Raw genomic sequence first — 26,142 nt, forward strand, 5'->3', positions numbered from 1 at the left:
CCCGGGCGGGAGCGTCCGCCGCTGCCGCCGCCAGAGCCGCTGGCTGCGATGGGCGTACCTGTCGATGCCATGCCAGCCGACACCAGGGAGCTCACTAGCACCGAGTACCGCGTCGTGGTGGAGCTGCGTGACCGGGTGTCGACCCGGTTGACCGTGGAGGACAGGAACTACGCCCCGGGCCCGCGGCGCGAGCTGACCCGGAAGTTGATCCGCGACGAGTACGACCAGTGGCTGCTGCACGAGGCCAACCGCGGTCGCCCGGCGCCGGCGGTGACCACCGAGGACAGGATCTTCGCGGCCGTGCTGGCCGAGCTGGACGGCCTGGGGCGACTGGCTCCGCTGATGGCCCGGGACGACGTGGAGGACATCCACTTCGAGGGCTGCGAGCCGACGATGCTGCGGATGGCCAGCGGCCAACTCGTGCCCGGGCCGGCGATCGCCTCCAGTGACGAGGAACTCGAGCAGCTGCTGCGGTCGATCGGTTCACGGTCGGACGACGGTCAGACCAGCCGCGAGTTCTCCTCAGCCAGCCCCGTCCTGAACGTGCGGCTGAAGGGCGTGACCGAGCTCGGCGCGCGGCTGCAGGCGGCTATGGACGTGCTGCCGCGCCCGGCCGGGGTGATCCGGGTGCACCGGTTCAGTGATCCGAGCCTCGACGACCTGCACGAGATGAACATGGTCGACTCACCGGTGCGAGGCTTCCTGCATGCGGCGATCCTCGCCGGCGCATCTCCGCTGGTCAGCGGAGCGCCGGGGGTCGGCAAGACAACGCTGCTGCGCGCGCTGGGCAACGCTATCCCGTGGAACAACGTGGTCATCACCGTGGAGGACGAGCGGGAGCTGGGTCTGCACCTGCCTCGGTGGGATCCCGAGCGCCGGCAGCTGGTCAGGCGGCACGCGGTGTGCCGACCGTTCGAGTCCCGGCTACCCAACGCCGAAGGCAGAGGCGGGTTCGACATGGGGGATGCGCTGCACCTGGCGCTGCGCGCGTCCCCGACCTGGGTGCTCGTCGGGGAGGTCCGCGGTGCCTACGTCACCTATCTGCTGGAGGCGGCGACCAGCGGCATCTCGTCGGTCATGTGCACGATCCACTCACCGACGGCCGACGGCGTGTTCGACAAGGTGCTGATCAACGCGCTGAAGGCGCATCCGGCCCCGTCCCCGGAGCTGGTGCTGCGCTCGCTGGCCGCCCTCAACCTGGTCGTGCACGTGCATCGCGACAGTGACTACGCCCGGTACGTCTCGGGCATCTACGAACTTGGCCCGATCGGCGACTCCGGTCGGCCGGACCTCAAGCCGATCTTCGCGCCGCGCGCCGAGGACGGGCGCGCCCAGGCCACGGGGCCGGGGATGCTCAGCGAGTCGCTGGCCGAGCGGCTGACCGCGGTCGGCTTCGATCTGAACTGGCTGCACCCGGGCGCCTCGGATTGGCACACCGGTCCTCACCGCCGCGAGCGTGCGTCGTGACGGCCGGTGGCCTGCTCCTGACCCTGGCGGGGTTGCTGCTCGCGGCCGGCCTGGTCGGCGTCGTCGGGGCGGTGCGCGGCGTCTCCTTCCTGCCGGAGCGCTCGCCGTCGGTGCGCTCGTCCTCGCGGCGGGGGGCCACTCCGCTGTTCCTCGGTGCGCTGGCCGCCGGCGTGCTCGTCCTGCTGGTCACTGGCTGGCCGGCCGCGGCGCTGGGCGCTGCCGGCGGTGTCGTGTTCATTCCGAAGGTGCTCGGCGGCGGCAAGGAAGCCAAGCGGCTGATCGCCACGTCCGAGGCGCTGGCGGATTGGACGCGGCGGCTGGCCGACCTCATCAGCTCTGGCGCCGCCGGGTCGACGCGCGATGCGCTGCGTCGCTCCCTGAACTCGGTGCCGGAGCCGATCGCACCGGCAGTCACCAACCTGGTGACCAGGATGGGGCCGCAGGGCACCGAGACGGCGCTGCGCCAGTTCGCCCGCGAGATCGACGACCCGGCCGCCGAGAAGATCGCCATGGTGCTCATCCTGCGGGAGCGCAACGGCGGGCCGGGGCTCGCCGAAGTGCTCACCGCGCTGGCCGCCGACCTCGACGACCGCTCCCGCATGGTCCGTGAGGTGGAGGCCGAACGCGCCAAGCCGCGGTCGAACATGCGCACCATCGTCGTGGTGACCCTGCTGCTGGTGGTCGGGATGACGCTGTTCGCCCGGACCTTCCTGTCGGGCTACTCGACGACGTTCGGGCAGATCGCCCTGCTGGCAGTGGTGGCGATCTTCGCGACGTCGCTGCGGTGGATGCGCCGGCTGTCCGACCCGGTCAAGCCCCCGCGGGTGCTCTTCGACCCGGACCCGGCTCCGGTGCACCGGTGACCGGGCTGCAGACGGCGACCCTCGCCGGGATGCTCATCGCGGGCGGCCTCGTCCTCGCGGTCCGTGCACTGCGTCCGGCGCCGCCGTCACTGGTGGCCGCACTGGAGCAGTTGGCGGCCGAGCCGACCGTGCGAACGGCGCCGGCGGTGACGACGTCCACCCGAGACCGGTGGGACTGGCTGCCGGTGTCGGTGGCGCGGGCGTTGGACGGGCATCTGGGCGTCTCGGACGCCGACTTGGCGATCATCGGCTGGACCCGCGCTCAGCTCGCGGCCCGCAAGCTGACCTTGGCGCTCGCCGGCTTGCTCGCTCCGTCGCTGATCGGCCTCGTGTTCGTGCTGCTCGACTTTCCGGTGCCCTTCGTGCTGCCCGCCGCGGTCGGGCTGGGGATCGCCGTCGTCGGGTGGTTCCTGCCCTCGGCCGAGGCCCGTGAGGCGGCGGAGAAGGCACGGGTGGAGTTCAGGAGCAACCTTGAGTCCTTCCTCACCTTGGTGGCCGGTGAACGTCGGGCGCGGGGCTCGGTGGAGCAGGCACTGGAGGAGGCCGCCGAGATCTCGGGCAGCATGCCGTTCGTCCGCATGCGCCGCGCCATCCGCCGCGCAGCGCTGTCCGGCCGCAAACCGTGGGGGGAGCTGCGAGACCTCGGCGAGGAGCTACAGGTCGCCGAGCTGCGGAACCTTGCCGACATCGCAGCAGTGGCCGCCGACGGCGCCTCGGTCTACAACACCCTGCTGGCCAGCGCCCGCACGCTTCGGCACGCCGAGCTGTCCGACGCCCGTACCGAGGCCAACCAGGTCAGCGAGCGGATGTCGCGTCCGCTGGCGCTGCTGGTCACCGGACTGACCCTGTTCGTGCTGGTCCCCTTCATGCTCCGCATGTTCGGCATCTCGTCCTGACCGCACCGCCTACCTCGGAGGCTTCCGATGTTCCAGCCCACCATCCGCCGCGGTGCGCAGGCCGTCGTGGCGCAGTGCGTCATCGCCCTGTCTGTTGTGTTCCTGTCGGTTCTGGCCTGGCTGCGCGCCGAAAAGGTCGCTGACGACCGGGGCTCGGATTCCTCGGAGAAGGCGTTCATGGTCATCCTGGCCATCGCGCTGGGCGGCGCGGTCAGTGCCGCGGCCATCGCCTTCGTGGCCAGCAAGACGTCGCTGTTTCAGTAGAACCGGCAGCCTTCGATGCTTGAGGGGCGTACCCCGAACCGTGCGGCATCTTCGCCGCGCGGTCCGGTCGCGCGCCCAGGATCCCGCCGAGACCGCGGCCGCGGAAGCGAGCGGGGCTCATCCAGCGTCGAGTTCGCGATCCTGTTCCCCATCATCGTCGCGCTGCTGCTCGCCGGCCCGCAGCTCGCGCTGTGGTACTTCGCCCGGGAAGCGGCCGACGCCGCGGCGCACGTCGGAGCCCGCGCCGCCAGCGTCCACGGGGCGACCGGGGGAGCGGGGCAGGCAGCGGCGGACACGTACCTGGCCGGACTCGAGACCGGCGCCATCACCGGCTACTCGGTGACCGAGTCCGACACCGCGACCACGGTCTCGGTGCACGTCACCGCCAGCGTGCCCAACGTGATCCCGCTGCCCGGCTTCGCCCCGACCGTCGATGTCACCGTGGTGCGCGGCAAGGAACGCTTCACCACCCCGGATTCGCCATGAGCTACGACCTGCAGCCGGCCACGAACGGCCGCCGACGGCGGTGGCGGGACGACCGAGGCTCGGAGTCGGTGGAGCTGGCAATCCTGCTGCCGGTCGGACTCCTCCTGGTGGCCATGCTGGTGATCGGCGCCCGGATCGCGCTGGCCGGCGACCGCATCAGCGGCGTCGCCGGGATCGCGGCGCGGGACGCCTCGCTGGCCCGATCGGCCGCCGCGGCCCAGCAGATCGCCGCCGACACCGCCACCACCGCACTGACCAGCCAGGGCCTGCACTGCATCGACGTCCAGGTCAGCGTCGACACCTCCGGGTTCACCGCGCCGCCGGGCGCCTCGGCATCGGTCACCGTCGCCGTGACGTGCACCGTCGACCTGTCCGACATCGGTGGAGTTGCCGGCCTGCCTGGCTCTCGGACGCTGCACGACAGCGCCACCAGCCCGCTCGATCCTGCCAGGGACCCGTCGTGACACCCCGCGCGCAAGCCAGCGCTCAACTCCGGGACGACCGCGGGTCCGTGGCCGTGCTGTTCTGCTTCATCGTGCTCATCGTCGGCGTCCTGGTCACCGCACTCGTCGACGCCGGAACCGCGATCCAGGCCGCCAACCGCGCTGACACCTACTCGGCTGAGGCAGCCCGCGCGGCGAGCATCGCCATCGGCCCGGTTCCGACCGGCGGAAGCACCGACGCGCAGTTGGCGGCGACCGCTGCCCGGTCCTACCTCGACCAAGCCGGCGCAACCGGCACGGTGACCGTCACCGGCCCTGGCATCGTCGAGGTCAGCGTGACGGTCACCGACTCAACACCCCTGCTCGGCATCCCGGTCAGCCAGACCCGCGTGCACACCGCCCAGCTGCTCGTCGGGGTCACCTCCGGTGAGGGCCTGTCGTGACCGGCCACGCCGCCCGCCTGCTCAAGGCCGTGGGTGCCCTCCTGGCGCTGCTCGCCGTCGTCGTCGGCGTACCGGTGCTGATGGCGCTGCTGCACCTGGTTCCGAACAACCTGCCGTCGCTGGATGAGGTCGGGGCCGTCCTGGCGTCCCGCGACAACGGACAGCTGGCCGGACTCGTCCTCGCAGCCGGCGTCTGGGTGTGCTGGGCCCTGTTCACCGCCTCGACAGTGGCGGAGGTCGTGGCGTTCGCCCGTGCACGGCCGGTTCCGGTCCTCCCCGGGCTGGGAATTTTCCAGCGGCCGGCCGCCGCCCTGGTCGCCGCCGTCGTGGTTGGCTTCACCGTCGCTCCACTGGCCGCCGGCGGCCCCGCATCCACCGCAACGGCGCCGCCGCTGCCGGTCGCGGCCACATCCACCGCCGTCCCGGCGTCGGCGCAGTACGCCAGCGCACCGCTCATAGCGCAGACACCGGTCGCGTACTCGATGCCGGACGAGCACGCGCCTCCGGTCGCTACCACGACCTACCAGGTGCAGCGCCGGGACACCCTGTGGGCGCTGGCCGAGCGGCATCTCGGGGACCCGCTGCGGTATCCGGAGATCGCCAGACTCAACCCGACCGCGGTCGGTCCGGACAACGAGATCTTCCCGGGCACGGTGCTGGTCCTGCCGCCCGACGCGGTCGGCCTGCCGCCGACGGGCCCAGCCCCGGACACCACGAGAACCGTCGAGGACGTCACGGTGGAACCCGGTGACACCCTGTGGGACCTCACGGAGGAGATCACCGGCAGCGGGCACAACTGGCGCCAAGCCTGGGAGCTCAACCGGGGACGCAGGCAACCCGGAGGCGCCACCTTCACCGACCCGTCGCTGATCCGACCGGGCTGGACGCTGAGCATCCCGGACCCGGCCAGTCCCGCGACGCCCGCACCCGGCGCACCGGTCGCGCCTCCGGCAGCCGAGCCGGCACCGCCCACGACCGACCCGGCACCGCCATCAGCGCCAGGCCCGAACACCGCCCCTCCAGCAGACCCGACCACGCCGGGCACCAACGCGCCACCTCCGGCCGCGCCCGGTCCGGCCACCAACGCCCCGACCTCGCCTCCCACGGCTGAACCGAACAGCGTCGGGCCGTCGCCGGCGAGGCCTGACGAGACCTCGACGGGTAGCACCTCGGAGCTGCCGATGATTGCCTTCGCCGCCGGCGGTGGGCTGCTGCTGGCCGGGGCCTCGCTGACCGCGTTGCTGCGCTACCGCCGCAGGCAGTTCCGGCAGCGACGTCCCGGCCGCACGATCGGCAGCACACCACCAGAGCTGGTGCACGTCGAACGAGCCCTGCTGGAGGCCGGCAGCGTCGGTAGTGCCGACGTCACCTGGCTGGACCAGGCGCTGCGAGCCCTGGTGCAGGCATTGGCGAGGTTCGACGGCGCTCGCCTGCCCGACGTGGTGGCGGTCTGCATGACCGACGACGTCCTGACCTTGGTACTCACCGAGCCAGCCTTGGAGGCCCCGGAGCCGTGGACGGTGGAGCCGGCCGGCACGCGCTGGTCGATCCGGCGCGACGACCCGCTGACCTACGACGAGCAGCAGCGGGCTTACTTCTTTGCACCGTTCCCCATGCTCGCGTCGGTGGGCTACACGGCCGAGGGCGAGCACTGGCTGGTCGACCTGGAACGGGTCGCGACCCTGTCCCTGTCCGGGGACGTCGAACGCTGCCTCAACCTGGCCCGGTTCCTCGCTGCCGAGCTGGCGCACAACACGTGGTCGGAAATGCTGCAGGTGACCCTGGTCGGCTTCGGCCAGGAGTTGGCTCAGATCAATCCCGACCGGCTGACCTACACCGACGACGTCGAGAAGGCGATCGCGGTGATCGACAGCCAGCTCGAGTCGGTCACCGAGGCCATGCATATCGCCGACGTCGACGTGCTGTCGGGCCGGTTGCGTGATGTGGGCGGCGACGCGTGGGCGCCCCACGTGCTGCTCATCGCCCCGGACGTGGCCAAGGACGACGCCGGGCTGGAACGACTGATGGCTGCGATCCAGCAGCAGCGCGGCCGCGGCGCGGTGGCGTTGGTGCTCATCGACGACCCGGATCTCGGGGACGCCGCCCGCTGGCAGCTGACTGTCGACGAGGCCGGCGTGCTCAGCGTCCCCGCGCTCGGACTGGAGCTGATCCCGCAGCAGGTCCCGGCCGATGAGGCCGCGCAGTTGGCGGAGTTGCTTGCGCTGGCCGCCGTCACCGGCGACCGGCCGATGCCACCGGCCCACGGGGACAAGCCTTGGGACGAGCACGCCGACGCCTGCGGCGGCCTCCGAGTCGACCCGTCCCGCGCCGCGCGGCTGCGGCCGTCGGGTGCGGCCGGAGCGGACGACGTCCCGGTGTCCGGCCTGGCAGACACCTCGCCGTGCCTGACCAACTCGGTGTTACCGCTGTCCGAGCAGACCTATCTGGACCGCGCCGCGACCACCGAGCAGGATCTGCAGGCACTGGCCCCCGCTACCGACGCGGGCATCCGCCACCAGGTCGAGGCTGCCGATCCCGCCCTCGACGCCGACCTCGCCGACTGGGCTGACCCGTCGTGTCCACGGCCGAAGTTGACCCTGCTCGGACCGGTCGAAGTGCGGGCGCAGGGCACGCTTCCCGAGCGCAACCCGCGGCGGCAGTTCTACACCGAGATCGTCGCCTACCTGGCGACCCGGCCCGGCAGCGTGACCAGCGAGCGCTACGCCACCGCGATCTGGCCCAACGAGCCCGATGTCGTCGGCAAGACCAAGGTGCGGCAGTCGATCTCGATCGTGCGCGCATGGCTGGGCGCCAACCCGGCGACCGGTGCGGACTACCTCCCGTCCGGGGTCACCGCAGGCGGGGTCGGCCGCTACCGCATTGACGACGTCCTCATCGATGCCGAGCTGTTCCGCCGGCTGCGAGTCCGCGGGCTGGCCCGAGGTGTGGACGGGATCGCTGACCTTCAAGCTGCGCTCGACCTGGTCATCGGGCAGCCGTTCGACCTGCCCACGTCGCGACAGGGCGTGCCCGGCGGCTACAGCTGGCTGGTCGAGGAGAACTCTCGGCTGGACCACGAGTACGCCGCCATGATCGTCGATGTCGCGCACACCGTCGCGACGCACCACCTCGCCGCCGGTGAGCCCGAGCTTGCCGCGGCCGCCGCTCATGTGGCGCTGAAAGCCGGCAGCTACGAGGACGTGCCGCTGCTCGACCTGGTCGCCGCCTGCGACGCCCAAGACAACCGGGCCGAAGCCGACGCCTACGTCGCTCGCATCCTGGCCAACCACGACGCCGAGGTCGAAGAAGATCTTCCACCCAGAACCGCTGAGATCCTCTTCCGCCGTCGGTGGACCAACCGAGCCAGCTGACAAGGGCGGTCGGCGGCAGCGTGATTCCGGTGACGCCGGCGTTGCAGGCGGAGCGGCAGCGGAGCCCCGCCGTGTGAGGCGACCGGCCGGCGGTGCGATGGGTGTGTGGTGGGCGGCGACAGAGATCCCGACGGCGTGGTGTCCGGGGACGGGATCGCGTCTCGCAGGATCGTCGGGGACCACGTCGCGACGACGCGCTCCTGCCCGATGCATCGAGATCCAACTCGTTGAACAGCCCGGCCTACTACTATTCGTCGTAGTGCGCGGCAGGGGCAAGTCGAAAGGCCGCCGGGTCCGCGGACACGCGGCTCGTTCTCCTACGTCCTGGCGTCCCGCCTCGTCGCTCCAGCAGCATCACAACGCGATCCGACTACATCGCATCCGGAGGAGCACTGAGTGCACGGCACGCAATCCACTAGCGCTCAGTCTCGATGGCGCACAGTTGCGCGCTCGATCGGAGAGGTCCTGGTGACCGGGGGCCTCGTGGTGCTCCTCTTCGTCGTCTACGAGCTGTTCGTGACCGACGTGCTCACTGACCGCAGACAGGACCAGCTGAAGGACGAATTACGTCAGGGGTGGACAGCGGAGGCCGAAGTCCCTGCAGTGCCGCGCGCCAGCATCCTGGGCGACGCGTTCGCTGTTCTGCACATCCCGAGGCTGGGTGCTGACTACGAGCAGGTCGTGCTCGAGGGCACCGCCGAGGAGCAGCTGGCACAGGGGCCGGGCCACTACGAGGGGACGGCGTTGCCGGGCGAGCAGGGCAACGTGGCGCTCGCGGGTCACCGGGTCGGCAAAGGGTCGCCATTCCTGGATCTTGACCGGCTGCGTCCGGGCGACCCCATCGTCATCGAGACGGCCGACCGCTGGTTCGTCTATCGGGTACTCGGGGACCCTGCGACGGGCGACTTCACCACCGACCCGAGCGGGATTCCCGGTCAACAGATCGTCCGTCCGTCCGACGTCCAGGTGATCTCGCCGACGCCCAATGGAGCCGCGGAAGGTCCACCGAGCGGGGCATACCTGACGCTGACCACGTGTCATCCGAAGTACTCCGCGCGGCAACGGCTGATCATCCACGCCGGGCTGGAGGGCACCGGCCTGACCAAGACCGAGATGCCCGACGGCCCGCCGGCCCTGCGCGAGAGTTGAGAGGACCCGCATGTACCCGTGGATCTGGCGTCACCTGCCCGGTGGCACGGCGACCAAGGCGGTGACCGCGCTGGCTTTGGCGCTCGGGGTCTGCGCGCTGCTGCTGTTCGTCGTCTTCCCGTGGATGGAGCCGCGCCTTCCTTTCAACGACGTGACGGTGGGCGGCTGATGGCGTCCCGGCACAGACGACGACGTCAGTGGCGTGCTCACGACGCCTCCGGTCGACGACCTCCGTGAGCCCGGAGTCCCGCTTCTGCTGGTAAGGCGCGGGATGGGAGGGCGGGCGGCCTCGCGGTTCAACGGCCGTGGTGTTGTCCCGGCTGGCTGTCACCGAGCAGGCTGCTGGTGAGTCCGTGGAGTCGTTCGCGGATGTCACCGTTCCCACCCAGTGCGAGTCCCGCCATCGACACCGTCGTCGACCGGTCGTCGACAGAGCTCGACACCTGCGAGCTGGCAATTCGAGCGAAGACCCGCTCCCGGCGCACCAGCAGTGTGACCAGAAGTCCGAGCAGCATGGTGATGGCGCTGATGAGGACGGCTACCTGCCCCGGATCGTGCGACACCTGCAGGGCCGCGAACTCACGGAACCCGTCGAAGCGGACGACGGTGCCGTCCTCGAATTCCGCGCTCTCGCCGATGTCCAAGTTCGCCTCCCCGATCTGGTTCAGCGCACCGACGTCGATCTGTCGTTGGTCCAGCGTGAAGACCGACTGTGGCGCACCGCTGTCCAGCCCCAGGTAGCCGCGATAGCCGATGATGGCGACCTGCGGGTTGAGCGGCCGCGCGTCCACCGAGGTCAGGACGCCGCCCTGGATCAGGCCGGTCGGAGCGAAGAAGCCCTCGAGGGCGAACCCGTCACCGGAGCCGTCACCGAGATCCGGCAACTTCACGACCCCCTCGCTGGCGAACGTCGTGCTGTCCCGGGGCAGGAACGGTGCCGACAGCTGCTCGAAGACCTGACCGCCCGGCAGCGTCACTGTGAAAAGGGGCGTGAAGCCGTGCCCCGTCACGTACAGACGGTCCCCGTCGGAGCGGAACGGGTCGTTGACCCCGATCGTCGTCTGCTCCGTGGCCGCTCCCGGCTCTGCCTGCACCCCGATGTCGGCGGTGAAGGAGGCCGGCGTGCCGTTCGGCTCGTACGTGGCGCGGAAATCCTCCAGGTCGAAGCAGAGCGGCGTCAGGCCGTCCGGATCCACCAACGGCCCTGCGACATACCGGTCGTACTGCTGGAAGGAGTTGCAGAAGCCGTCTCCCTCGGTAACCAGGATGCTGCCTTCGTAGCCCCACAACTTGCCGCCGGCCAGCGCGACGAGCAGGGCCAAGAGCGAGACGTGGAAGACGAGGTTGCCGGTTTCCTTCACCCGACCGCGCTCGGCCGATATCTCCACACCACCGGGGATGCTGCGTCGGGACACCCGGAACCGCGCTGATCGCAGATCGGCCTCGAGCCGCTCGGCCACGGTCTCCGAGGGCAGTGGCACCGTGTTCGCAGTGTGAACCGGGAGCCGGTGCAGATGTCGAGGTACGGGCGGCGGCTCGGCCCGTAGCGCCCGCAGGTGCTCGGTGCACCGCGGCACCAGGCAGCCGATGAGCGAGATGAAGAGCAGGAGGTAGGTCGCCGAGAACCACGGGCTGGCGAAGACGTCGAACATCCACAACCTGTCGAGGACAGGCGCCAGGTCGGGATTTTCCCGGAAGTACCGGGCCACCGCGCTGGGGGTCAACGACCGCTGCGGGAAAAGCGAGCCGGGCACAGCCGCCAGCGCCAGCAGGAACAGCAGCACCACGGCCGTCCGCATGCTGGTCAACCACCGCCAACGGCGCACCAACCACAGTCCGAATCGGCGCAGCACCGAGTTCTGATGGGCAGCGATCGATGCTCGTTCGGGCTGGGTCTGCAGGTCGGTCATGCCGTCCTCGCTGCGCCCGCGCCTCGAAGAGGAGGCGTTGAACTCGTCCGGGCGCTCGAGCACCTACTCACTGCGACTCCTTCATGCAGGCTGCCTGCGCCGGCCCCAGTTTCGGCGGACCGTGTCAACGGGGTGGTCGACCGCTGGCGCTGGCGGGAGTGCCGACCTCCAACAGGTTACGAGGCGCCTTAGTAGATAGCAGCGACCGGTCATCAGGCCCACGGAGAACCGCGCAGACGACACCCATGCGGTCCACCGGTCGATGCCGCCCTACGGGCGGGATCTCCCGCTGTCAGCGCCGTCCGACGACGCTGTCTCCTCGCTCGGGGTCACTGCCTACGAGAGCACCCGGCGGATCACGGTGGGATCGCCCACTGACTGGATCTTGACGACTTCGCCCGGTTGCGGCGCGGCAATCATCTTGCCGTCACCCATGAAGATCCCCACGTGGTCGATTCCTGGCCTCTCCGGCGAGTAGTCGAAGAACAGCAGATCCCCCGGGCGGGCCTCCGCCATCGACGGGACCGCTCGTCCCGCCGTCGCCTGCTGAGAGGAGACACGGGGGAGGTCGACGCCCTGACTCTTGTAGACCAACTGTGTGAATCCGGAGCAGTCGAGACCCTTCGAGGGGTCGGTGCCGCCCCACAGGTAGGGCACTCCGAGATACTGGAGCGCCTTTCCCGTAATGGCGGACTCGCGGTCCGTTCCGGCGACCATCGGCGACGCATCGGTTGCGCCGGCGGGCGAACTCGTGGCCACAGCGGGCGGCCGCGAGGCGTCCACCACTAGACCGGCAGCGGTCGCAGCGGACATCCAGTCGGTCGCTGTCGTGCGCGGTCGCGCACCCAGTGGCGCGAGCTGCGCCTGGATCTCGGCGATGCGTGACTGCACCTGGGACAGGCCATCCATCATCAGGTCTCCCGCTGTCGTGCACCGGTTCGCAGGTCGTCGTCGAGGCAGGCGCATCTGCTGCCGGGACGAGCGGAGCTCAGCATCGACGTCACGACTAGCCAAGCTAGTAGGCGTCGATGCAGGACGCCGGCACGGCTCGCTGCCGGGACCCTTCTTTGGCCGGCCTGAAGGCGGGATCGGTGTGTCGGAGTCCGCAACGCAGGTCGCCTCACGAATGGGCGAGCGTGGATTGTCGCGACTACATGACGGGGCTCGTCGTTTCCCGATCCGATCATCGGCTCGCCTCGGGCCTCAGTGCCGAGCGAACCGAACTCCTATGTTGAATAGTAGCCTGGTCCTGGTGCGCGCCCTTCAGTCTTCACTTTGCCTAGCTCCGCGGATCCTGACGTGACTGACGAGTCGCCGCCGGCGGACCGACCGGCGGAGAAGCAGGAGCGCGGCCTGTCCCGTCGGAAGCTCTTCGGCATGGCGGGGCTCGGGACCGCGGGCGTCCTGGCGTCTGGGGCAGTCGGGGGAGTGGTCGGTCGCACGACCGCCGCGAGGCCGCCGTCTCCCGTCGTGTCGTCGTCGGCGGTGCAGGAATTCTCCGCGCCGGTCGAGTTCACCGGTACCCACCAGGCTGGCATCGTGACGCCGGCGCAGGACCGGCTCCACTTCGTCGCGTTCGACGTCGTCACCGACAGCCGTGAGGCGCTCGTGGCAATGCTGGCGTCGTGGACGGCGGTCGCCCGGCGACTGACCGCCGGTGAGATCGTCGGCCCAGAGGACAGTGGTGAGGCGCAGGGACTACCGCCGTCCGGCCTCACGCTGACCGTCGGATTCGGACCGACGCTGTTCATGACGGGCGATGGGGTCGACCGCTTCGGACTGGCGGCTCGTCGCCCGTATTCCCTGGTCGAGCTACCCGTGTTCCCAGGCGACGCGCTCGATCAATCCATCAGCGGGGGAGACCTGTGCGTCCAGGCGTGCGCCAACGACCCCCAGGTGGCGGTGCACGCCGTGCGCAACCTGGTGCGCCTGGGCGTCGGGGTGGTACGTGTGCGCTGGACCCAACTCGGGTTCGGCCGCACGTCATCCACCAGTACGGCGCAGGCGACGCCGCGCAACCTCCTCGGCTTCAAGGACGGCACGGCCAACCTCAAGGCCGAGAACGGCAGCGCACTCGAGCAGTTCGTATGGGTGGGGGAGGACGACGTCGCGTGGCTGGCCGGCGGTTCCTATCTGGTCACCCGTCGGATCCGCATGCTGATCGAGGACTGGGACCAGGTGCCCGCACCCCACCAGGAGGCGGTGATCGGACGCACGAAGACCGCGGGCGCGCCGCTGGGTCAGCGAAAGGAATTCGACCCGACCGACTTCGCGGCCGTCAGGGGTGATGGTCCGGCCATCCCGCGGGACTCGCACGTCTTCCTGTCTCATCCCACCAATTCAGGCACGGCCATGTTGCGGCGTGGGTACAGCTTCGTGGACGGCACAGACGATTCCGGCCGTCTCGATGCCGGCCTCTTCTTCATTGCCTACCAGCGCAACCCGGATACCGGCTTCGTGCAGGTGCAGCGAAACCTTGCCGCGGATGCGCTCAACCGGTTCATCCAGCACGGGTCCTCCGCCGTGTTTGCCTGCCCGCCGGGAGTTCGCGATGCCGACGACTGGTGGGGTAGGACTCTGTTCGACGCTTGACCGCATGCGCCCAGGGGCTACTGCGGTCAACGCCCGTGCAGCGGGTCGAGCGGGCGGGGTGGTCCTGCGGCGACCTGCCCCGTCTCGAAAGGCGGACCGGGACGCCGGCGGATGGTCGGTGTCGTTCCTCCCAGTGGCTCAGGTGGCGTCAGGGTCGTTCGGGCCTTGACGCTTTCCCGTGCCTGGGATGAGCTCGCTGACGTAGGGGTCGTGGCGCTTGCCCGCGTGTGCCTCGTCCTGCAGGCGCTCGACCAGGTGCGGGTAGTGCGCCTCGAACGCGGGGCGCTCCGAGCGGATCCGCGGGAGCTCCACGAAGTTGTGCCGCGGCGGCGGGGACGAGGTCGCCCACTCCAACGAGTTGCCGTAACCCCAGGGGTCGTCGCGCAGCGCGAGCTGCCCGTACTTCCAGGAGCGGACGACGTTGTAGATGAAGGGGATGACCGAGGCGCCGAGCACGAAGCTGAAGATCGTGGAGATCATGTTCAGTGTGGTGAACCCATCAGTGGGCAGATAGTCGGCATACCGGCGCGGCATCCCTTCGTTGCCCAGCCAGTGCTGGACCAGGAACGTGCCGTGGAATCCGATGAACGTGAGCCAGAACTGCAGCTTGCCCAGCCGCTCGTCCATCATTCGGCCGCACATCTTGGGGAACCAGAAGTAGATACCGGCGTAGGCGGCGAACACCACGGTGCCGAACACGACGTAGTGGAAGTGCGCCACGACGAAGTAGGAGTCGTGCACCTGCCAGTCCAGCGGCGGGGAGGCCAGCAGCACACCGGTCAGCCCACCGAGCAGGAAGGTGACCATGAAGCCGATCGAGAACAGCATCGGCGTCTCGAAGGTCATCTGACCCCGCCACATGGTGCCGATCCAGTTGAAGAACTTCAGACCGGTCGGCACGGCGATCAGGTAGGTGAGGAAGGCGAAGAAGGGCAGCAGCACCGCGCCGGTGGCGTACATGTGGTGTGCCCAGACGGCGAGGGCGAGAAAGCCGATGGCCAGGGTCGCGCCGACCATGCCCTTGTAGCCGAACAGCGGCTTGCGGGCGAAGACCGGGATGATCTCGGTGACGATGCCGAAGAACGGCAGCGCGATGATGTAGACCTCGGGGTGGCCGAAGAACCAGAAGAGGTGCTGCCACAGCATCGGCCCGCCGTTCTCGGCCGAGAAGATGAGGGACCCGAGGTTGCGATCGGCGAGCAAGGCGAGTAGCGCAGCGGTCAGGATCGGGAAGGCCAGCAGGATCATGATGCTGGTGACCAGCGTGTTCCAGGTGAAGATCGGCATCCGGAACATCGTCATGCCGGGGGCGCGGAGGCTCACGATCGTGGTGATGAAGTTGACGCCACCGAGGATCGTGCCCAGCCCGCTGACGGCCAGGCCGGTGATCCACAGGTCACCGCCCACGCCCGGGGTGTGCAGCTCGCTCGACAGTGGCGCATAGGCCGTCCAGCCGAAGTCAGGGGCCCCGCCCGGGGTGGCGACGCTGGAGACGACGATCAGGCTGCCGAAGAGGAACAGCCAGAACGACAGCGCGTTCAGCCGCGGGAACGCCACGTCGGGAGCGCCGATCTGCAGCGGCATGATCAGGTTTGCGAACGCGAAGAACAGCGGCGTCGCGAACATCAGCAGCATGATCGTGCCGTGCATGGTGAACAACTGGTTGTACTGCTCGGGGGAAGTGAACTGAAGGCCCGGCTGGGCTAGCTCGCCGCGCATCAACATGGCCATCAGGCCACCGATCATGAAGAACCCGAACGACGCGACCATGTACATCAGGCCGATGGTCTTGTGGTCGGTGGTTCGCAGCAGGCTGGTCAGTCGCGACCCCTTGGTCGGTGGCGGAGCCAGACTTGGCCGGGAAACGATCGGGGCTGGGGCGATCGTCATCGTCGCGGCTCACTTTCACGGTGGCGGGGCCGACGATCAGCTGGGGCTGCGCCCGGCGAGCTGATCGATCTTCTAAGCTGAATCGTAGAGGTATCTCCTAAGTAGGATCGTAGAAGGGGTCGGTGGGGGCGTGTCCCCTACGAGCGGCCGTCACGGTGCTTCGGCGGAGTCGCGGCGAGAGGAAGTGGGTCCATGCGACCGTTCGGAGAACTTGAGGCGGCGATCATGCGGGATCTGTGGGAGCGAGCGGAGCCTGCGACCGTCCGAGATGTGCTGGCCTCGCTCAGCACGTCCCGCAAACTCGCCTACACGACCGTGATGACGGTGATGGACAACCTGCACCGCAAGGGTCAGGTGACCCGTGAGATGAGCGGCCGGGCGTGGCTGTACCGGCCAGTGCGCACGCAGGCCCAGCACGCAGCGGCCCTGCTGCAAGACGTGCTGGCGGAGTCCGCAGATCGGCAGGAGGTGCTCATGCACTTCGTCGCCGACCTGGATTCCGACAGCGTCACCCAGCTCAGGTCGGCAGTGGAGAGCGCGCGCCGGCGCGGTCAGCAGGCTGAAGGCGGCGGACCATGATCGCCAGCCTGAGTCTGCTCTGCGTGGCGGCCGCGATCCTCCTGGTGGGTCCGCGGCTGGCATCGGCGCCCTGGGCCCGGCAGGCACCGCGCGTGGCGATCTTCGCCTGGCAGGCTCTGACCATCAGCGCGGTGATCACGGTCGTCCTCGCCGGCGTCACCCTATTGATCCCGATCACGGCGCTTGCCGGCGATCTCGGCGCAGTCGTGCACGCCTGTGCCATGAGTGTCGCGGACGCCTATGGCGAGTCGGAGTTGCTGCCGGGGAAGCTCTTCGGTGCCTTTCTGGCCGGTGCGCTCCCGATGTGGCTGCTGATCTGTGGAGTGCGCGTTCTGGGCGGTGGCTGGTGGAGTCGCCGTCAGCTACGCCGCTCTCTCAGCCTCATCACCGAGACGGACGCCGGCTTGGGCATCTCCGTCATCGAGACGCCCGCCCCTGCCGCCTTCTGCCTGCCGGGACGGTCGGCGCAGATCGTGGTCACACGGGGAGCGCTGAGCAATCTGTCCAGCTGTGAGTTGGATGGGGTGCTGGCCCACGAGGCGGCTCACCTCCGCGGCCGCCACAACCTGGCTGTGGCGCTGTCGCAGATCCTGGCGCGTGCTTTCCCTCGTGTCCGCTTGTTCCAGGTGGCCACCCGGGAGACCCGGCAGCTGATCGAGCTGCTGGCGGACGACGCGGCGCTGCAGCGGGTCGACCGGGTCAACCTGGCCTCGGCCATCGTGAGCCTTGCCGAGATGAAGGCACCTGCTGCTGCCCTGGCGATGGCTCAGGATGCGGCGGTTCTTCGTGTCTCACGCCTCCTGTCCCCGGAGCCGCCGCTGAATCCGTGGCGGTACCGCGTTGCTGTCGTCGGTGCACTGACCGTCGTCGTAGCGCCGCTGCTCATCGCCGGCTACCCCGCCGTGTGTGCCGCGCTGAGCGACATCTGCAACATTCCGTGACTGTGACCGGCAAGCAGTAGAGCCATGGTCGAGTTGCGTCGACGAACTGTGCTGCTGACAGCTCTGGCGGGGGCGGGCGCCATGGTCTTGTCCGCCTGCGGCTCGGACCCGGACGAGTCGTCCGACGACGCGCCGGCTGACGTTTCGGCCGACGGAACGGTCTCCATCGCCCCCGACGGGACCCAGGAGGTCACAGTGCTGGTGCGCGACGACTACGACTTCTACCCCGCCGCGTTCACAGTGACCGCCGGGCGGGTGCGGCTCTCCCTCATCAGCGAGGCGAAGGAGTTGACGCACAACTTCCGGTTCACGCCCGGCGCCGGGCCGGCCGAGATCGCCGAAGAGATTCCCATCCTGGCACCGGGCATGAGCGACACGATGGAGTTCACCGTGGATCAGCCCGGCGACTACCAGTTCGAGTGTTCGTTCCACGTCGCTCTGGGCCAGATCGGGACGATGGCCGTGGCTCCAGGATGACCGGACGCAGGTACGCCCGCGCCGCCGCCAACCTCGTCGAGGCGATTTCCTGCTCAGCCCCGCCACTCGCCAACAACGCCACTGAGGATTCATGTTCACGTCTGTTCCCCGCAATCTGGTCCTGGTTGCGGCGACGGCCCTCGCCTCGCTGCTGCTCGTCCTCAGCGGCGGTCCGGCTGCCGCCCACACCGGCCTGCAGTCCTCGACGCCTGCTGACGGAGAGACGCTGACCGCCGCTCCGGACGCGTTCAGCCTCACGTTCTCCTCGGCGATCGCCTCGGAGTTCGCCCAGGTGGCTGTCACCGGCCCGGACGGGGAGTCGGTCACCTCAGGGGAAGCTGCCATCGACGGTGCGGTCGTGTCACAGCCGGTCAGCACGAGCGGTGACGGCGCCTACGTGGTGGCGTACCGGGTTGTCTCCGATGACGGCCATCCCGTGTCCGGCCAGCTCACCTTCACCCTGACGGGCTCCGGCGGTGCGGCGACGGAGACAGCCCCGGCTCAGCCGACTCTGCCGACCACGCCCGCACCCAGCCCGGACACGGCGACCGCGGTCTCTCCGGCCGTCGACAGCGACGCAGACAGCAGCTGGGGCCTGTGGTTGCTCCTCGTCGCGGCGGGCCTGCTGTTCATCGTGGCCACGTGGCTCGCGCTGCGCCGGCGCGGCGACACCGGTGGCTGAGCCGCGCGTGGACGAGAGCTCCTCGCCGCCGGCAACGGCTCGCCGAGGCCTCCTGGTCCTCGTTTCCTCGCTGGTGGCCATCGCGGTCTGTGCGCTCACGCTGTGGGCCGGTGGCGCGGCCGCCGTCGTCTCGGTCCCCGGCATTCCAGCCCCGCCGCCGGTCGTCGCCTGGCTGGTGCCCGCCCTACGGCTGATCGCCGACGCCTCGGCGGTACTGACCGTGGGCTGCCTGCTCGGGGCCGTGGTTCTCGTGCCGGGAGACACGGTCCTGAGTACGGCCGGCTACCGATGGGTGCGGCTGGCCGGCTGGGGTGCGCTGGCCTGGTCGCTGGCCTCGCTGGCTTCGCTTCCGGTGCTGCTCGCCGATTTCCTCGGCACGGGGTTCTCGGCGATCTCGCTGCGCGGCGTCTGGAGCTTCGTCGAAAGCGTCGAGCAGGGGCGAGACCTGGCCCTGGTCGCCGCTCTTGCCGCCGTCGTGGCCATCTTCGCCCGAATCGTCTGGCGTCGGGCCGGTGCCCGGGTGCTATTCCTAGTGGCTCTGATAGCGACTGTTCCGCCCGCCTTCACCTCGCACTCCGCCGACGCGGCCGATCACGACCTCGCCGTCGCCGCCGTGGCACTACACGTACTCGGTGTGGTGCTGTGGGCCGGTGGCTTGCTGGCGCTGATGCTCGCCGCCAGGCTCACCGGCCCGGCGCGGACCACCGCGGTCGAACGGTTCAGCCGCCTCGCCGCACCGCTGGCCGTGGTCGTCGCCGGCAGCGGCGCCGCCACCGCCTACACGCGATTCTCCAGTCCCGGCCAGGTGGTCGACACCGGCTACGGGGTCGTGCTGCTGGCGAAGGTCGTCGCCTTCGTGGGTCTGCTGGCGCTGGCCGCATGGCACCGCGGGCGGAGCCTCCCGGCGCTGCGGGCGGGTCGCCCGCGAGCGTTCCTACGATTGGCCGGCGCCGAGGTGGTCCTCTTCGCCGCCACCATCGGGCTCGCCGTCGGGCTGGCGCGCACCCCCACGCCCCCGCCCGTCCTGGACGCAGATGCAGCCGTAGCCGAGCAGCTGCTGCCTGCCGCCGGCACGGCGGCAGGGTGACCGCAGTTCTGTGAGTACTGCATAGCCCGCCCGAGTCAGGGTTGGAGACGACTGTTGACCTGTCGGCTCGCGGCGCTATCATCGGACAACGCCGATGGATGGAGCGCGCTGTGACCAGGACGACGAAAACGAGGACGACCGAGCCACCGGTCGATGAGGCCGGTGCGCTCTCGACGGCCGCGTGCCTGTTCCGCAGCCTCGGTGACCCGATGCGGCTGGCGATCATCCGCCACTTGATGCTGGGCCCGCACCGGGTCGTGGACCTCACCCGGCACCTGGACGGCCCCGCGCAGAGCTCGGTGTCCGCGGCGCTGGCCTGCCTGCGGGACTGCGGCCTCGCGGAGAGCCAGCCGCAAGGCCGGGCGTCGCTGTGGTCGCTGAGCACCCAGTCCGAGCTGCTGGAGCTGCTCGCCTCGGCCGAAAAGCTGCTGGCCGCGACCGGTGACCAAGTTGCGCTCTGCCCGGTGTACGGAACGGGAACCTCGTCGTGACCGTCGCCGCGCTCGTCCTCTACGTCATCGCCCTCGTCGTGCTCTTTGGTGTGCGCTCCTGGACCCAGCTGCGCCACACCGGGTCCACGGGGTTCGTCGGGATCTCGGGCACTCCGGCCGACGCCGGCTGGTGGGGCGGGGTGCTGTTCGTCGCAGCGATGGTGCTCGGCCTGGCCGGGCCGCTGCTGGCGGTGGCCGACGTCGTGACCGCCGACCCGCCGCTGGCGGTGCAGGTCGCCGGCCTGCTGCTGGCGCTGGCCGGGTTCGCCGCGGACGCTGGCCGCGCAGACCGGCATGGGCGCCTCGTGGCGGATTGGCGTCGACCCGGGCGAGCGCACCGACCTGGTCACCGGCGGCGTGTTCGCACACGTCCGCAACCCGATCTTCACCGCCATGACCGCCGCGCAGGCCGGTGTCGTGCTGATGGCCCCGACGTGGGTGAGCGTGCTTGCGCTGATCGCGCTGGTAGCCGCAGTCCAACTTCAGGTCCGAGCTGTGGAAGAGCCGTACCTGCGCGGTGTACACGGCGCGGCCTACGACGCCTACGCGGCCCGCGCCGGCCGCTTCGTCCCCGGCATCGGCCGGCTGACCGCTCCTGCTTCCGCCGAGAGGACTCCAGCGTGACCGCCGAACCGTCGGTACTCAGCGATCAGGAGACCGACCGGCTGACCCGCCGCGGGCTGCGGCTGGCGCAGTTCACCGTCGTCTACAACGTCGCCGAAGGCGCTATCGCCATCACCACCGGGCTCCTCGCCGGGCTGGTCTCCCTCGTCCGGCTTCGGCGTGGACTCCGGCATCGAGTCCCTGGCCGCCATCCTGGTGGGGCTGCGGCTGTCCGCGCGGCTGCGGCGCGGCGCCATCGATGAGGCCAAGGAGCGCCGCGCACTCAAGGCCGTGGCGATCACCTTCTTCATCCTCGCCGCGTACGTGACCGTGGAGGCGGTGCGCAGCCTGCTCGGCGACGAGGAGCCGAGCACCTCGACCGTCGGCCTGGTGCTGCTGGCCGCCTCCATCGTCATCATGCCGCTGCTGGCCGCGGCCAAGCGCCGCGTCGGGCTGGCCCTGGGCGGTGACCCGCTCATCCTCGCCGACGCGGCCGAGACCCGGATCTGCGTGTTGCTCAGCATCTCCACGCTGGCCGGCCTCGGGCTGTACGCGCTGACCGGCGCCTCATGGCTGGATCCAGTCGCTGCCCTCGTCATCGCCGTGATCGCCATCCACGAGGGCCGGGAGGCCTGGGAAGGCGAGCTCGTCGAAGACGACGACGACGACGATGACGACTGAGTCGTCGCACAGCGAGGAGGTCGTCGGTCCGGAGGTCGCCGCTGCTCCTGAGCGGTCCGAAACGGGCCGCGCCGACCGTCGGCGGACGGCTCCGACCCGCCTGGCGGTCTTCACCGGCGCGGGCGTCCTCGCGGTGGTCGACCTGGGCGCCAAGGCGGTCGCCGAGCGCGGCCTGGGAGACGGCCGCACTGTCGACCTGGGACCCCTGGCGTTGCAGTTGGCACACAACAGCGGCGCCGCCTTCAGCCTCGGCTCCGGCTTGCCGAGCTGGGTCGTGGTGACCGTCACCGGACTCCTCACGGGCGTCATCGCCGTGATCACCTGGCGGGCGGTTGCCACGACCTCCCGCCTGCTGCCCGCTGGCCTGGCCGCCGTTCTGGCTGGCGCCACGGCCAACCTGGTGGACCGGGCCGGCGACGGCCGCGTCACGGACTACCTGCACACCGGCTGGTGGCCCACGTTCAACCTGGCCGACGTCTGGATCACCACCGGTGCTGCGGTCGCCGTCCTGGCGTCCCTGCGCAGCGATCGTTCCGCCGACGAGGCCTCGAGGTCCGACGCATGAACGCCTGCGGGCTCGACGCGGCGACCGGTAGCGCCCTGGCAGCCATCGGAAGCTTCTGCGGCCGGCTCGTTCCGGTTGGTCCAACAGCTGTTCCTGTCCTTGAGGGCCACCGGTCGCGCCCGCCGGAGAAGTTTGGAGACACGCATGCCTGTCATGTCCATCGCTGAGCGGTGGTTCTGCCAGAGCCCGCCGTGGCGCTGGGTCGCCGGCCGACTGGTCCTCGGCTGGGCGTTGCAGGGAGTGCCCCTGCGGGGCGCGGTACTCGAATTGGGCGGCGGCAGCGGCGCAATGGCGGAGGAGACGATCCGGCGCCATCCCGACTGCGAGCTGACCGTCACCGATCTTGATCGGGTGATGGTGGCTGCGGCGGAACGGCGTTTCGCCAACGAGCCGCGAGTCACCGTGCGCCACGCCGATGCCACCGCCCTGCCCTTCACCGAAGGGTCATTCGACGTCGTGGTGAGCCACCTGATGCTCCATCACGTCATCCAGTGGCGGCAGGCGCTCGAAGAAGTCAGTCGCGTACTGCGACCCGGCGGTCGCTTCGTCGGCTACGACCTGGTCGCCACACCGCTGACCAAGGGGCTCCACTGGGCCGACCGATCACCTCATCAGCTGATCTTCCGCCACCAGCTCCGACCAGCCCTGTCGCAGACCGGGCTGCAGGCCGCTGAGGTCCGCACGGCGGTCGGTCGACAAGCCATGCGGTTCACCGCCACAAAGCCGTACTGAGAACGACGCGCAGCACGGTCAACGGCCTTGGTCACTGCGACCTCGGACGGTCACCGCCGCGTCCTACCGGGCGCGCCTGAACGGGGAGAGCAGCTCATGACGATCACAACCTGGGCGCTGCAGGCGGTCGGCCTGTTCGTGGCTACCAACATCGACGACATCATCGTGCTGTCCCTTTTCTACGCCCGCGGTGCCGACCGGCGCGGCACCACGGCGGCGATCCTCGCGGGGCAGTACCTCGGCTTCGGCGCCATCTTGGGCGCCGCGGTCCTCGTCGCGCTCGGCGCCCGGAGCTTCCTGCCCGAGGAGGCGATCCCGTACTTCGGACTGATCCCGCTGGTGCTGGGCCTGCTCGCCGCTTGGCGGGCATGGCGCGACGACGATGATGACGACGACGAGGGCAAGGTCGCTGGCAAGTCGGTGAGCGCGCTGACCGTCGCCGCGGTCACCTTCGCCAACGGTGGAGACAACATCGGCGTCTACGTCCCGGTGTTCGCCACCGTCGGGCCCGCCGGCATCGTCGCCTACTGCCTCGTCTTCCTTGCCCTGGTTGTGGTGCTGGTCGTCACGGCCCGGTTCGTCGCCACCCGAAAGCCGATCGCCGAGTTCCTCGAGCGGTGGGAGCACGTGCTGTTCCCTGTGGTCCTCATCGGTCTCGGCGTCGTCATCCTCGTCGAGGGCGGAGCGTTTGGGCTGTAGCAGCGCGGGCCCCGGACGAAGTCCCTGAGCGTTGGGGGGCGGCGGATGCGTTCACCTGAGCAGTCCGCCCGTCGACTCCTTGGCACCGCCGACCCAGCGGGACACCATGAGCGCATGTTGACGCTCCCCGGTGTCGTCGCCGCCGTGCCAGGTCTGCGACGCTGCGGCTGCTGTGGAGGGGTGTACGCCCGTCGGCGAGTGCGCATGTTGGCTACGACGCCCGGAGTCGCTATCTGCTCGGGCTGCGCCCGCTCCGCGGCCGCTGCTGACCGCCAGCGATGACGGAGGAGGTTCCTGTGAAGGTGGAGCTGCTGTACTTCGACGGCTGCCCGAACTGGCAGCTGGCCGACGAGCGGCTGCGAGTTGCTCTCGCGCAGGTGGGCCGAGAAGACGTGCACGTGCAGCACCGCCAGGTCACCACCCCGGAGCAGGCGGATGCCGCCGAGTTCAGGGGTTCGCCGACGATCCTGGTGGACGGGCTGGACCCGTTCGCCGAGCCGGACGCCCCCGTCGGGCTGTCCTGCCGGGTCTTCCGTACCGAGGCCGGCCTGACAGGCGCACCCACGGTCGAGCAGCTCCGCGCCGTGCTGTCGTGAGGCTGCGCGGACGCCCTCCCTCGGCGAGCGAGGACTCGGTCACCTGTGGCTGCTGCGGACGCGAGCGGCCCCGCACAGGCGTCCACGAGCTCGGCGGAACGCCCGGCGTGCACGTCTGCTGGCGGTGTGCGCTGTGGATGGCGGCACGCATCGGCCGCGGCAGAGAGCGCAAAGGACAAAGACGGACCCCTCATCATTCCACAGCGTAGGCAGCAGAGGCTCGAGCGGAGCTTGAGCCGGTTGGCCATCGAGAAGCTCTGAGCCGTTCGAAAACTGACGGCGTCCGGGAGGCCGGGCAAGGGCCTTCTGTGGCGCCTCACGCGCCCCCGTAGACCGAGATGGCGCCGAAAATGGCAAAGCCCGCCGTCAGGAAGACTGGACCGAAGCGCGACGTCTCGCCCTCGTGCGCCTCGCCAATCATCTCTTCGACCACGACGGCGACCAGGGCGCCACCGGTCAGAGCGAGCACGGAAAGGGTGACGATCTCCGGAGCTTGGCGCAGTGCGAGGAAGCCGAGCGCGGCTCCGAGCAGGATCGGCACGGCGAAGCTGGCCGCCATGAGGATTCGTCGCCTGCGCCTAATGCCTGCGTTTCGGAGAGTCGCTACGGCGGCGAAGCCCTCCGGAACGTCGGCCGGCACCTGACCGAGCGCCAGTAGGAGTCCCAGAGCCGGGTTGAGGACGCTCGCCGTTCCGATCATGACTCCGTCGCTGAACAGGTCGATCGAGACCCCGGCGAAGATGGTCATCGGGCCCTTCTGCTGCTCGTCGCGCCCCATCCGGGCCTGCACGTAGCCGATCGCCCGATCCAGACCGATGAACAGGGCGCCGCCCACCACGAACGCGAGCAGGGGTACCCATGGCTGGCTGGCCTTCAGCGCCTCCGGCATGAGCTCGAGACCGACGACGGCGAGAACGATTCCCGCGGCGAGGTGGAGGGACAGGCTCAGGGCGCGCTCCGAGACCCGGAACATCTCCGCCAGCACACCGCCGAAGAAGTTGCCCGCCGCAGGCAGCGCAGCCAACCCGAGAACGACCAGGAAGTCACTCAGCATCCGGCTCCACTACCACCCTGTCCTGAATGCAAGCGGATGACACCGACCCGACACGCTACGATGTGAACGGATCGATCGTCTTGGCTGAGCAGAGGTAGCTGCTGGTGTCGGCTCCATGCCTTCGGGCAGCGCCACCGTGGTACCGCTCGAATCCGACGACGTCCGTGGCTCCCGCAGGGGACGGCCGCCGGAGTGTCAGTCGTGCGCCGCAAGCTCGTGTGCAGCGTGCGCAGGACTCTCCAGCTGGAACGTCGAGTGCGCGATGCTGACGTCGAAGTGCTCGGCCAGACACGCCTGCAGTTGGTCCAACACCTGCGGCGCGTGCCCGTCCTGGAAGCAGGAGTCCTCGACCACCACGTGCGCCGTCAAGACGGGCAGCTCGCTGGTGATCTGGGAAGCGTGCAAGTCGTGCACGTCCAGCACGTGCGGAACGCCCAGCAGATGCCCACGGACGTCGTCTAGGTCCAGACCCGGTGGCGTGCTCTCGAGCAGCACCGAGATGGTCTCCCGCAGCAGCTTGATCGTCCGGGGGATGATCAGCACCGCGATGAGCAACGAGGCGACGGCGTCCGCCTGCTGCCATCCGGTCAGCACGATCACGATGGCGGACACGAGGACGGCGACCGATCCTAGGGTGTCATTGAGGACCTCGAGCAACGCCGCCCGCATGTTGACGTTCGAACTACGGCCGCCCCTGGTGAGGATGATGATCCCGATCGCGTTGGCGACGAGGCCGACAACGCCGAAGACGAGGACCGGGGTCGTGGCGATCTCCGCCGGCTCGAACAGTCGTCCGACGCCTTCGATGAGGACGTAGGTACCCACCGCGAGCAGCGCCGCCGCCTGCAGCGTGGCCCCGAGGACCTCCGCGCGACGGTAGCCCCAGGTGCGCTTGGCTGTGGCGGGACGCATCGCCAGGGTTGCGGCAATCAGCGCGATCGCCAGCCCGGCAGCGTCGGTGAGCATGTGTGCGGCGTCTGCCAGGAGCGCCAGGCTGCCCGAGATGAGTGCACCGATCACCTCGACCACGAGGACGGTGGAGGTGAGAGCCAGGACAATCGCGAGCCTGCGACGGTGACCTGCGGCGTTCCCCGCGGTCCCTCCGTGGTCGTGCCCGTGGGAATGTCCGCCGCTCACCGGGCTACTACCGCCGTCGCCAGCCATGTCCTGCTCAGTACGTC

General features: G+C 69.8%; 28 protein-coding genes and 1 pseudogene. 24 read left to right on the forward strand and 5 right to left on the reverse strand.

Going from position 1 to position 26,142, the window contains the following annotated elements; genetic code table 11:
• Positions 1–69 precede the first annotated feature (69 nt).
• From JKP75_RS05850 to JKP75_RS05895, 11 genes and pseudogenes are all read left to right on the forward strand, one after another.
• A complete protein-coding gene (locus tag JKP75_RS05850) occupies positions 70–1,467 on the forward strand; it encodes a CpaF family protein (RefSeq protein WP_242472801.1) in 1,398 nt (465 codons plus the stop codon).
• Positions 1,464–2,330, forward strand: a complete 867-nt coding sequence (locus JKP75_RS05855; protein WP_200492170.1) for a type II secretion system F family protein — start codon at positions 1,464–1,466, stop codon at positions 2,328–2,330. Before JKP75_RS05850 ends, JKP75_RS05855 begins: the two co-directional genes overlap by 4 nt.
• Positions 2,331–2,359: 29 nt before the next feature.
• Positions 2,360–3,226, forward strand: coding sequence for a type II secretion system F family protein (locus JKP75_RS05860; protein ID WP_207146582.1), 867 nt, complete (start codon positions 2,360–2,362; stop codon positions 3,224–3,226).
• Between the two features lie 27 nt (positions 3,227–3,253).
• Positions 3,254–3,490, forward strand: a complete 237-nt coding sequence (locus tag JKP75_RS05865) for a hypothetical protein (protein ID WP_113829261.1) — start codon at positions 3,254–3,256, stop codon at positions 3,488–3,490.
• 15 nt (positions 3,491–3,505) lie between these two features.
• Positions 3,506–3,976, forward strand: coding sequence for a TadE family protein (locus JKP75_RS05870; protein WP_113829262.1), 471 nt, complete (start codon positions 3,506–3,508; stop codon positions 3,974–3,976).
• Positions 3,973–4,440 (forward strand): pilus assembly protein TadE, encoded by a 468-nt coding sequence (locus JKP75_RS05875; protein WP_113829263.1) that lies wholly within the window; start codon positions 3,973–3,975, stop codon positions 4,438–4,440. Before JKP75_RS05870 ends, JKP75_RS05875 begins: the two co-directional genes overlap by 4 nt.
• Before the next feature lie 47 nt (positions 4,441–4,487).
• Positions 4,488–4,862, forward strand: a complete 375-nt coding sequence (locus tag JKP75_RS05880; protein ID WP_092195831.1) for a hypothetical protein — start codon at positions 4,488–4,490, stop codon at positions 4,860–4,862.
• A gap of 482 nt (positions 4,863–5,344) precedes the next feature.
• Positions 5,345–5,518, forward strand: a pseudogene (locus JKP75_RS24385) (LysM peptidoglycan-binding domain-containing protein); the annotation flags it as partial.
• 525 nt (positions 5,519–6,043) lie between these two features.
• On the forward strand, positions 6,044–8,233 hold the full coding sequence (locus JKP75_RS05885) for a hypothetical protein (RefSeq protein ID WP_242473249.1): 2,190 nt from the start codon (positions 6,044–6,046) through the stop codon (positions 8,231–8,233).
• 396 nt (positions 8,234–8,629) lie between these two features.
• Entirely contained in the window at positions 8,630–9,382 is a 753-nt protein-coding gene (locus JKP75_RS05890; protein WP_113829265.1) for a class E sortase, read from the forward strand.
• A 10-nt stretch (positions 9,383–9,392) separates the two neighbouring features.
• Positions 9,393–9,551 carry a hypothetical protein gene (locus JKP75_RS05895; RefSeq protein ID WP_199584122.1) on the forward strand — a complete coding sequence of 53 codons (159 nt, stop codon included), beginning with the start codon at positions 9,393–9,395 and terminating at the stop codon, positions 9,549–9,551.
• Positions 9,552–9,678: 127 nt separating this feature from the next.
• Here the strand turns inward: JKP75_RS05895 and JKP75_RS05900 are convergent, their stop codons facing one another.
• Both JKP75_RS05900 and JKP75_RS05905 read right to left on the reverse strand, forming a co-directional pair.
• Positions 9,679–11,355, reverse strand: a complete 1,677-nt coding sequence (locus JKP75_RS05900; protein ID WP_233492239.1) for a cytochrome c biogenesis protein ResB — start codon at positions 11,353–11,355, stop codon at positions 9,679–9,681.
• 273 nt (positions 11,356–11,628) lie between these two features.
• Positions 11,629–12,204 carry a C40 family peptidase gene (locus JKP75_RS05905; protein WP_233492240.1) on the reverse strand — a complete coding sequence of 192 codons (576 nt, stop codon included), beginning with the start codon at positions 12,202–12,204 and terminating at the stop codon, positions 11,629–11,631.
• A gap of 387 nt (positions 12,205–12,591) precedes the next feature.
• Here JKP75_RS05905 and efeB point away from each other — a divergent pair, with 387 nt between their 5' ends.
• Positions 12,592–13,884, forward strand: a complete 1,293-nt coding sequence (efeB, locus tag JKP75_RS05910; protein ID WP_233492241.1) for an iron uptake transporter deferrochelatase/peroxidase subunit — start codon at positions 12,592–12,594, stop codon at positions 13,882–13,884.
• 138 nt (positions 13,885–14,022) lie between these two features.
• Here efeB and ctaD read toward each other — a convergent pair whose 3' ends face one another.
• A complete protein-coding gene (gene ctaD, locus JKP75_RS05915; protein ID WP_113829266.1) occupies positions 14,023–15,774 on the reverse strand; it encodes a cytochrome c oxidase subunit I in 1,752 nt (583 codons plus the stop codon).
• Between the two features lie 192 nt (positions 15,775–15,966).
• Here ctaD and JKP75_RS05920 point away from each other — a divergent pair, with 192 nt between their 5' ends.
• From JKP75_RS05920 to JKP75_RS05975, 12 genes are all read left to right on the forward strand, one after another.
• The gene (locus JKP75_RS05920) at positions 15,967–16,353 is read left to right on the forward strand and encodes a BlaI/MecI/CopY family transcriptional regulator (protein ID WP_040336907.1); all 387 of its coding nucleotides are present in this window, start codon (positions 15,967–15,969) and stop codon (positions 16,351–16,353) included.
• On the forward strand, positions 16,350–17,294 hold the full coding sequence (locus tag JKP75_RS05925; RefSeq protein ID WP_200492168.1) for a M56 family metallopeptidase: 945 nt from the start codon (positions 16,350–16,352) through the stop codon (positions 17,292–17,294). The genes JKP75_RS05920 and JKP75_RS05925 overlap by 4 nt, the downstream gene beginning before the upstream one ends.
• Positions 17,295–17,318: 24 nt before the next feature.
• The gene (locus JKP75_RS05930) at positions 17,319–17,771 is read left to right on the forward strand and encodes a cupredoxin domain-containing protein (protein ID WP_113829268.1); all 453 of its coding nucleotides are present in this window, start codon (positions 17,319–17,321) and stop codon (positions 17,769–17,771) included.
• A 91-nt stretch (positions 17,772–17,862) separates the two neighbouring features.
• Complete coding sequence (locus JKP75_RS05935; RefSeq protein ID WP_113829269.1) at positions 17,863–18,453, forward strand: copper resistance CopC family protein; 591 nt, start codon at positions 17,863–17,865, stop codon at positions 18,451–18,453.
• A gap of 220 nt (positions 18,454–18,673) precedes the next feature.
• Positions 18,674–19,540 (forward strand): copper resistance D family protein, encoded by an 867-nt coding sequence (locus JKP75_RS05940; protein WP_200492842.1) that lies wholly within the window; start codon positions 18,674–18,676, stop codon positions 19,538–19,540.
• Between the two features lie 110 nt (positions 19,541–19,650).
• Positions 19,651–20,031 carry a helix-turn-helix transcriptional regulator gene (locus JKP75_RS22530; protein WP_233492242.1) on the forward strand — a complete coding sequence of 127 codons (381 nt, stop codon included), beginning with the start codon at positions 19,651–19,653 and terminating at the stop codon, positions 20,029–20,031.
• Positions 20,032–20,325: 294 nt separating this feature from the next.
• A complete protein-coding gene (locus tag JKP75_RS05950) occupies positions 20,326–20,655 on the forward strand; it encodes an isoprenylcysteine carboxylmethyltransferase family protein (protein WP_200492843.1) in 330 nt (109 codons plus the stop codon).
• A 159-nt stretch (positions 20,656–20,814) separates the two neighbouring features.
• Complete coding sequence (locus JKP75_RS20655) at positions 20,815–21,315, forward strand: cation transporter (RefSeq protein WP_309229556.1); 501 nt, start codon at positions 20,815–20,817, stop codon at positions 21,313–21,315.
• Between the two features lie 133 nt (positions 21,316–21,448).
• On the forward strand, positions 21,449–21,880 hold the full coding sequence (locus JKP75_RS05960; protein ID WP_233492243.1) for a signal peptidase II: 432 nt from the start codon (positions 21,449–21,451) through the stop codon (positions 21,878–21,880).
• 153 nt (positions 21,881–22,033) lie between these two features.
• Positions 22,034–22,612: a class I SAM-dependent methyltransferase gene (locus JKP75_RS05965; RefSeq protein WP_199584123.1), complete on the forward strand. Its 579-nt coding sequence runs from the start codon at positions 22,034–22,036 to the stop codon at positions 22,610–22,612.
• A 96-nt stretch (positions 22,613–22,708) separates the two neighbouring features.
• The gene (locus JKP75_RS05970) at positions 22,709–23,311 is read left to right on the forward strand and encodes a cadmium resistance transporter (protein ID WP_113829276.1); all 603 of its coding nucleotides are present in this window, start codon (positions 22,709–22,711) and stop codon (positions 23,309–23,311) included.
• 296 nt (positions 23,312–23,607) lie between these two features.
• Positions 23,608–23,907, forward strand: coding sequence for a thioredoxin family protein (locus tag JKP75_RS05975; RefSeq protein WP_113829277.1), 300 nt, complete (start codon positions 23,608–23,610; stop codon positions 23,905–23,907).
• A gap of 316 nt (positions 23,908–24,223) precedes the next feature.
• Here the strand turns inward: JKP75_RS05975 and JKP75_RS05980 are convergent, their stop codons facing one another.
• Positions 24,224–24,961 (reverse strand): ZIP family metal transporter, encoded by a 738-nt coding sequence (locus JKP75_RS05980; protein WP_233492244.1) that lies wholly within the window; start codon positions 24,959–24,961, stop codon positions 24,224–24,226.
• A 195-nt stretch (positions 24,962–25,156) separates the two neighbouring features.
• Entirely contained in the window at positions 25,157–26,125 is a 969-nt protein-coding gene (locus JKP75_RS05985) for a cation diffusion facilitator family transporter (RefSeq protein WP_113829278.1), read from the reverse strand.
• Positions 26,126–26,142 lie beyond the last annotated feature (17 nt).

This window comes from Blastococcus sp. TML/M2B (genome assembly GCF_016612865.1).
Lineage (GTDB): Bacteria > Actinomycetota > Actinomycetes > Mycobacteriales > Geodermatophilaceae > Blastococcus.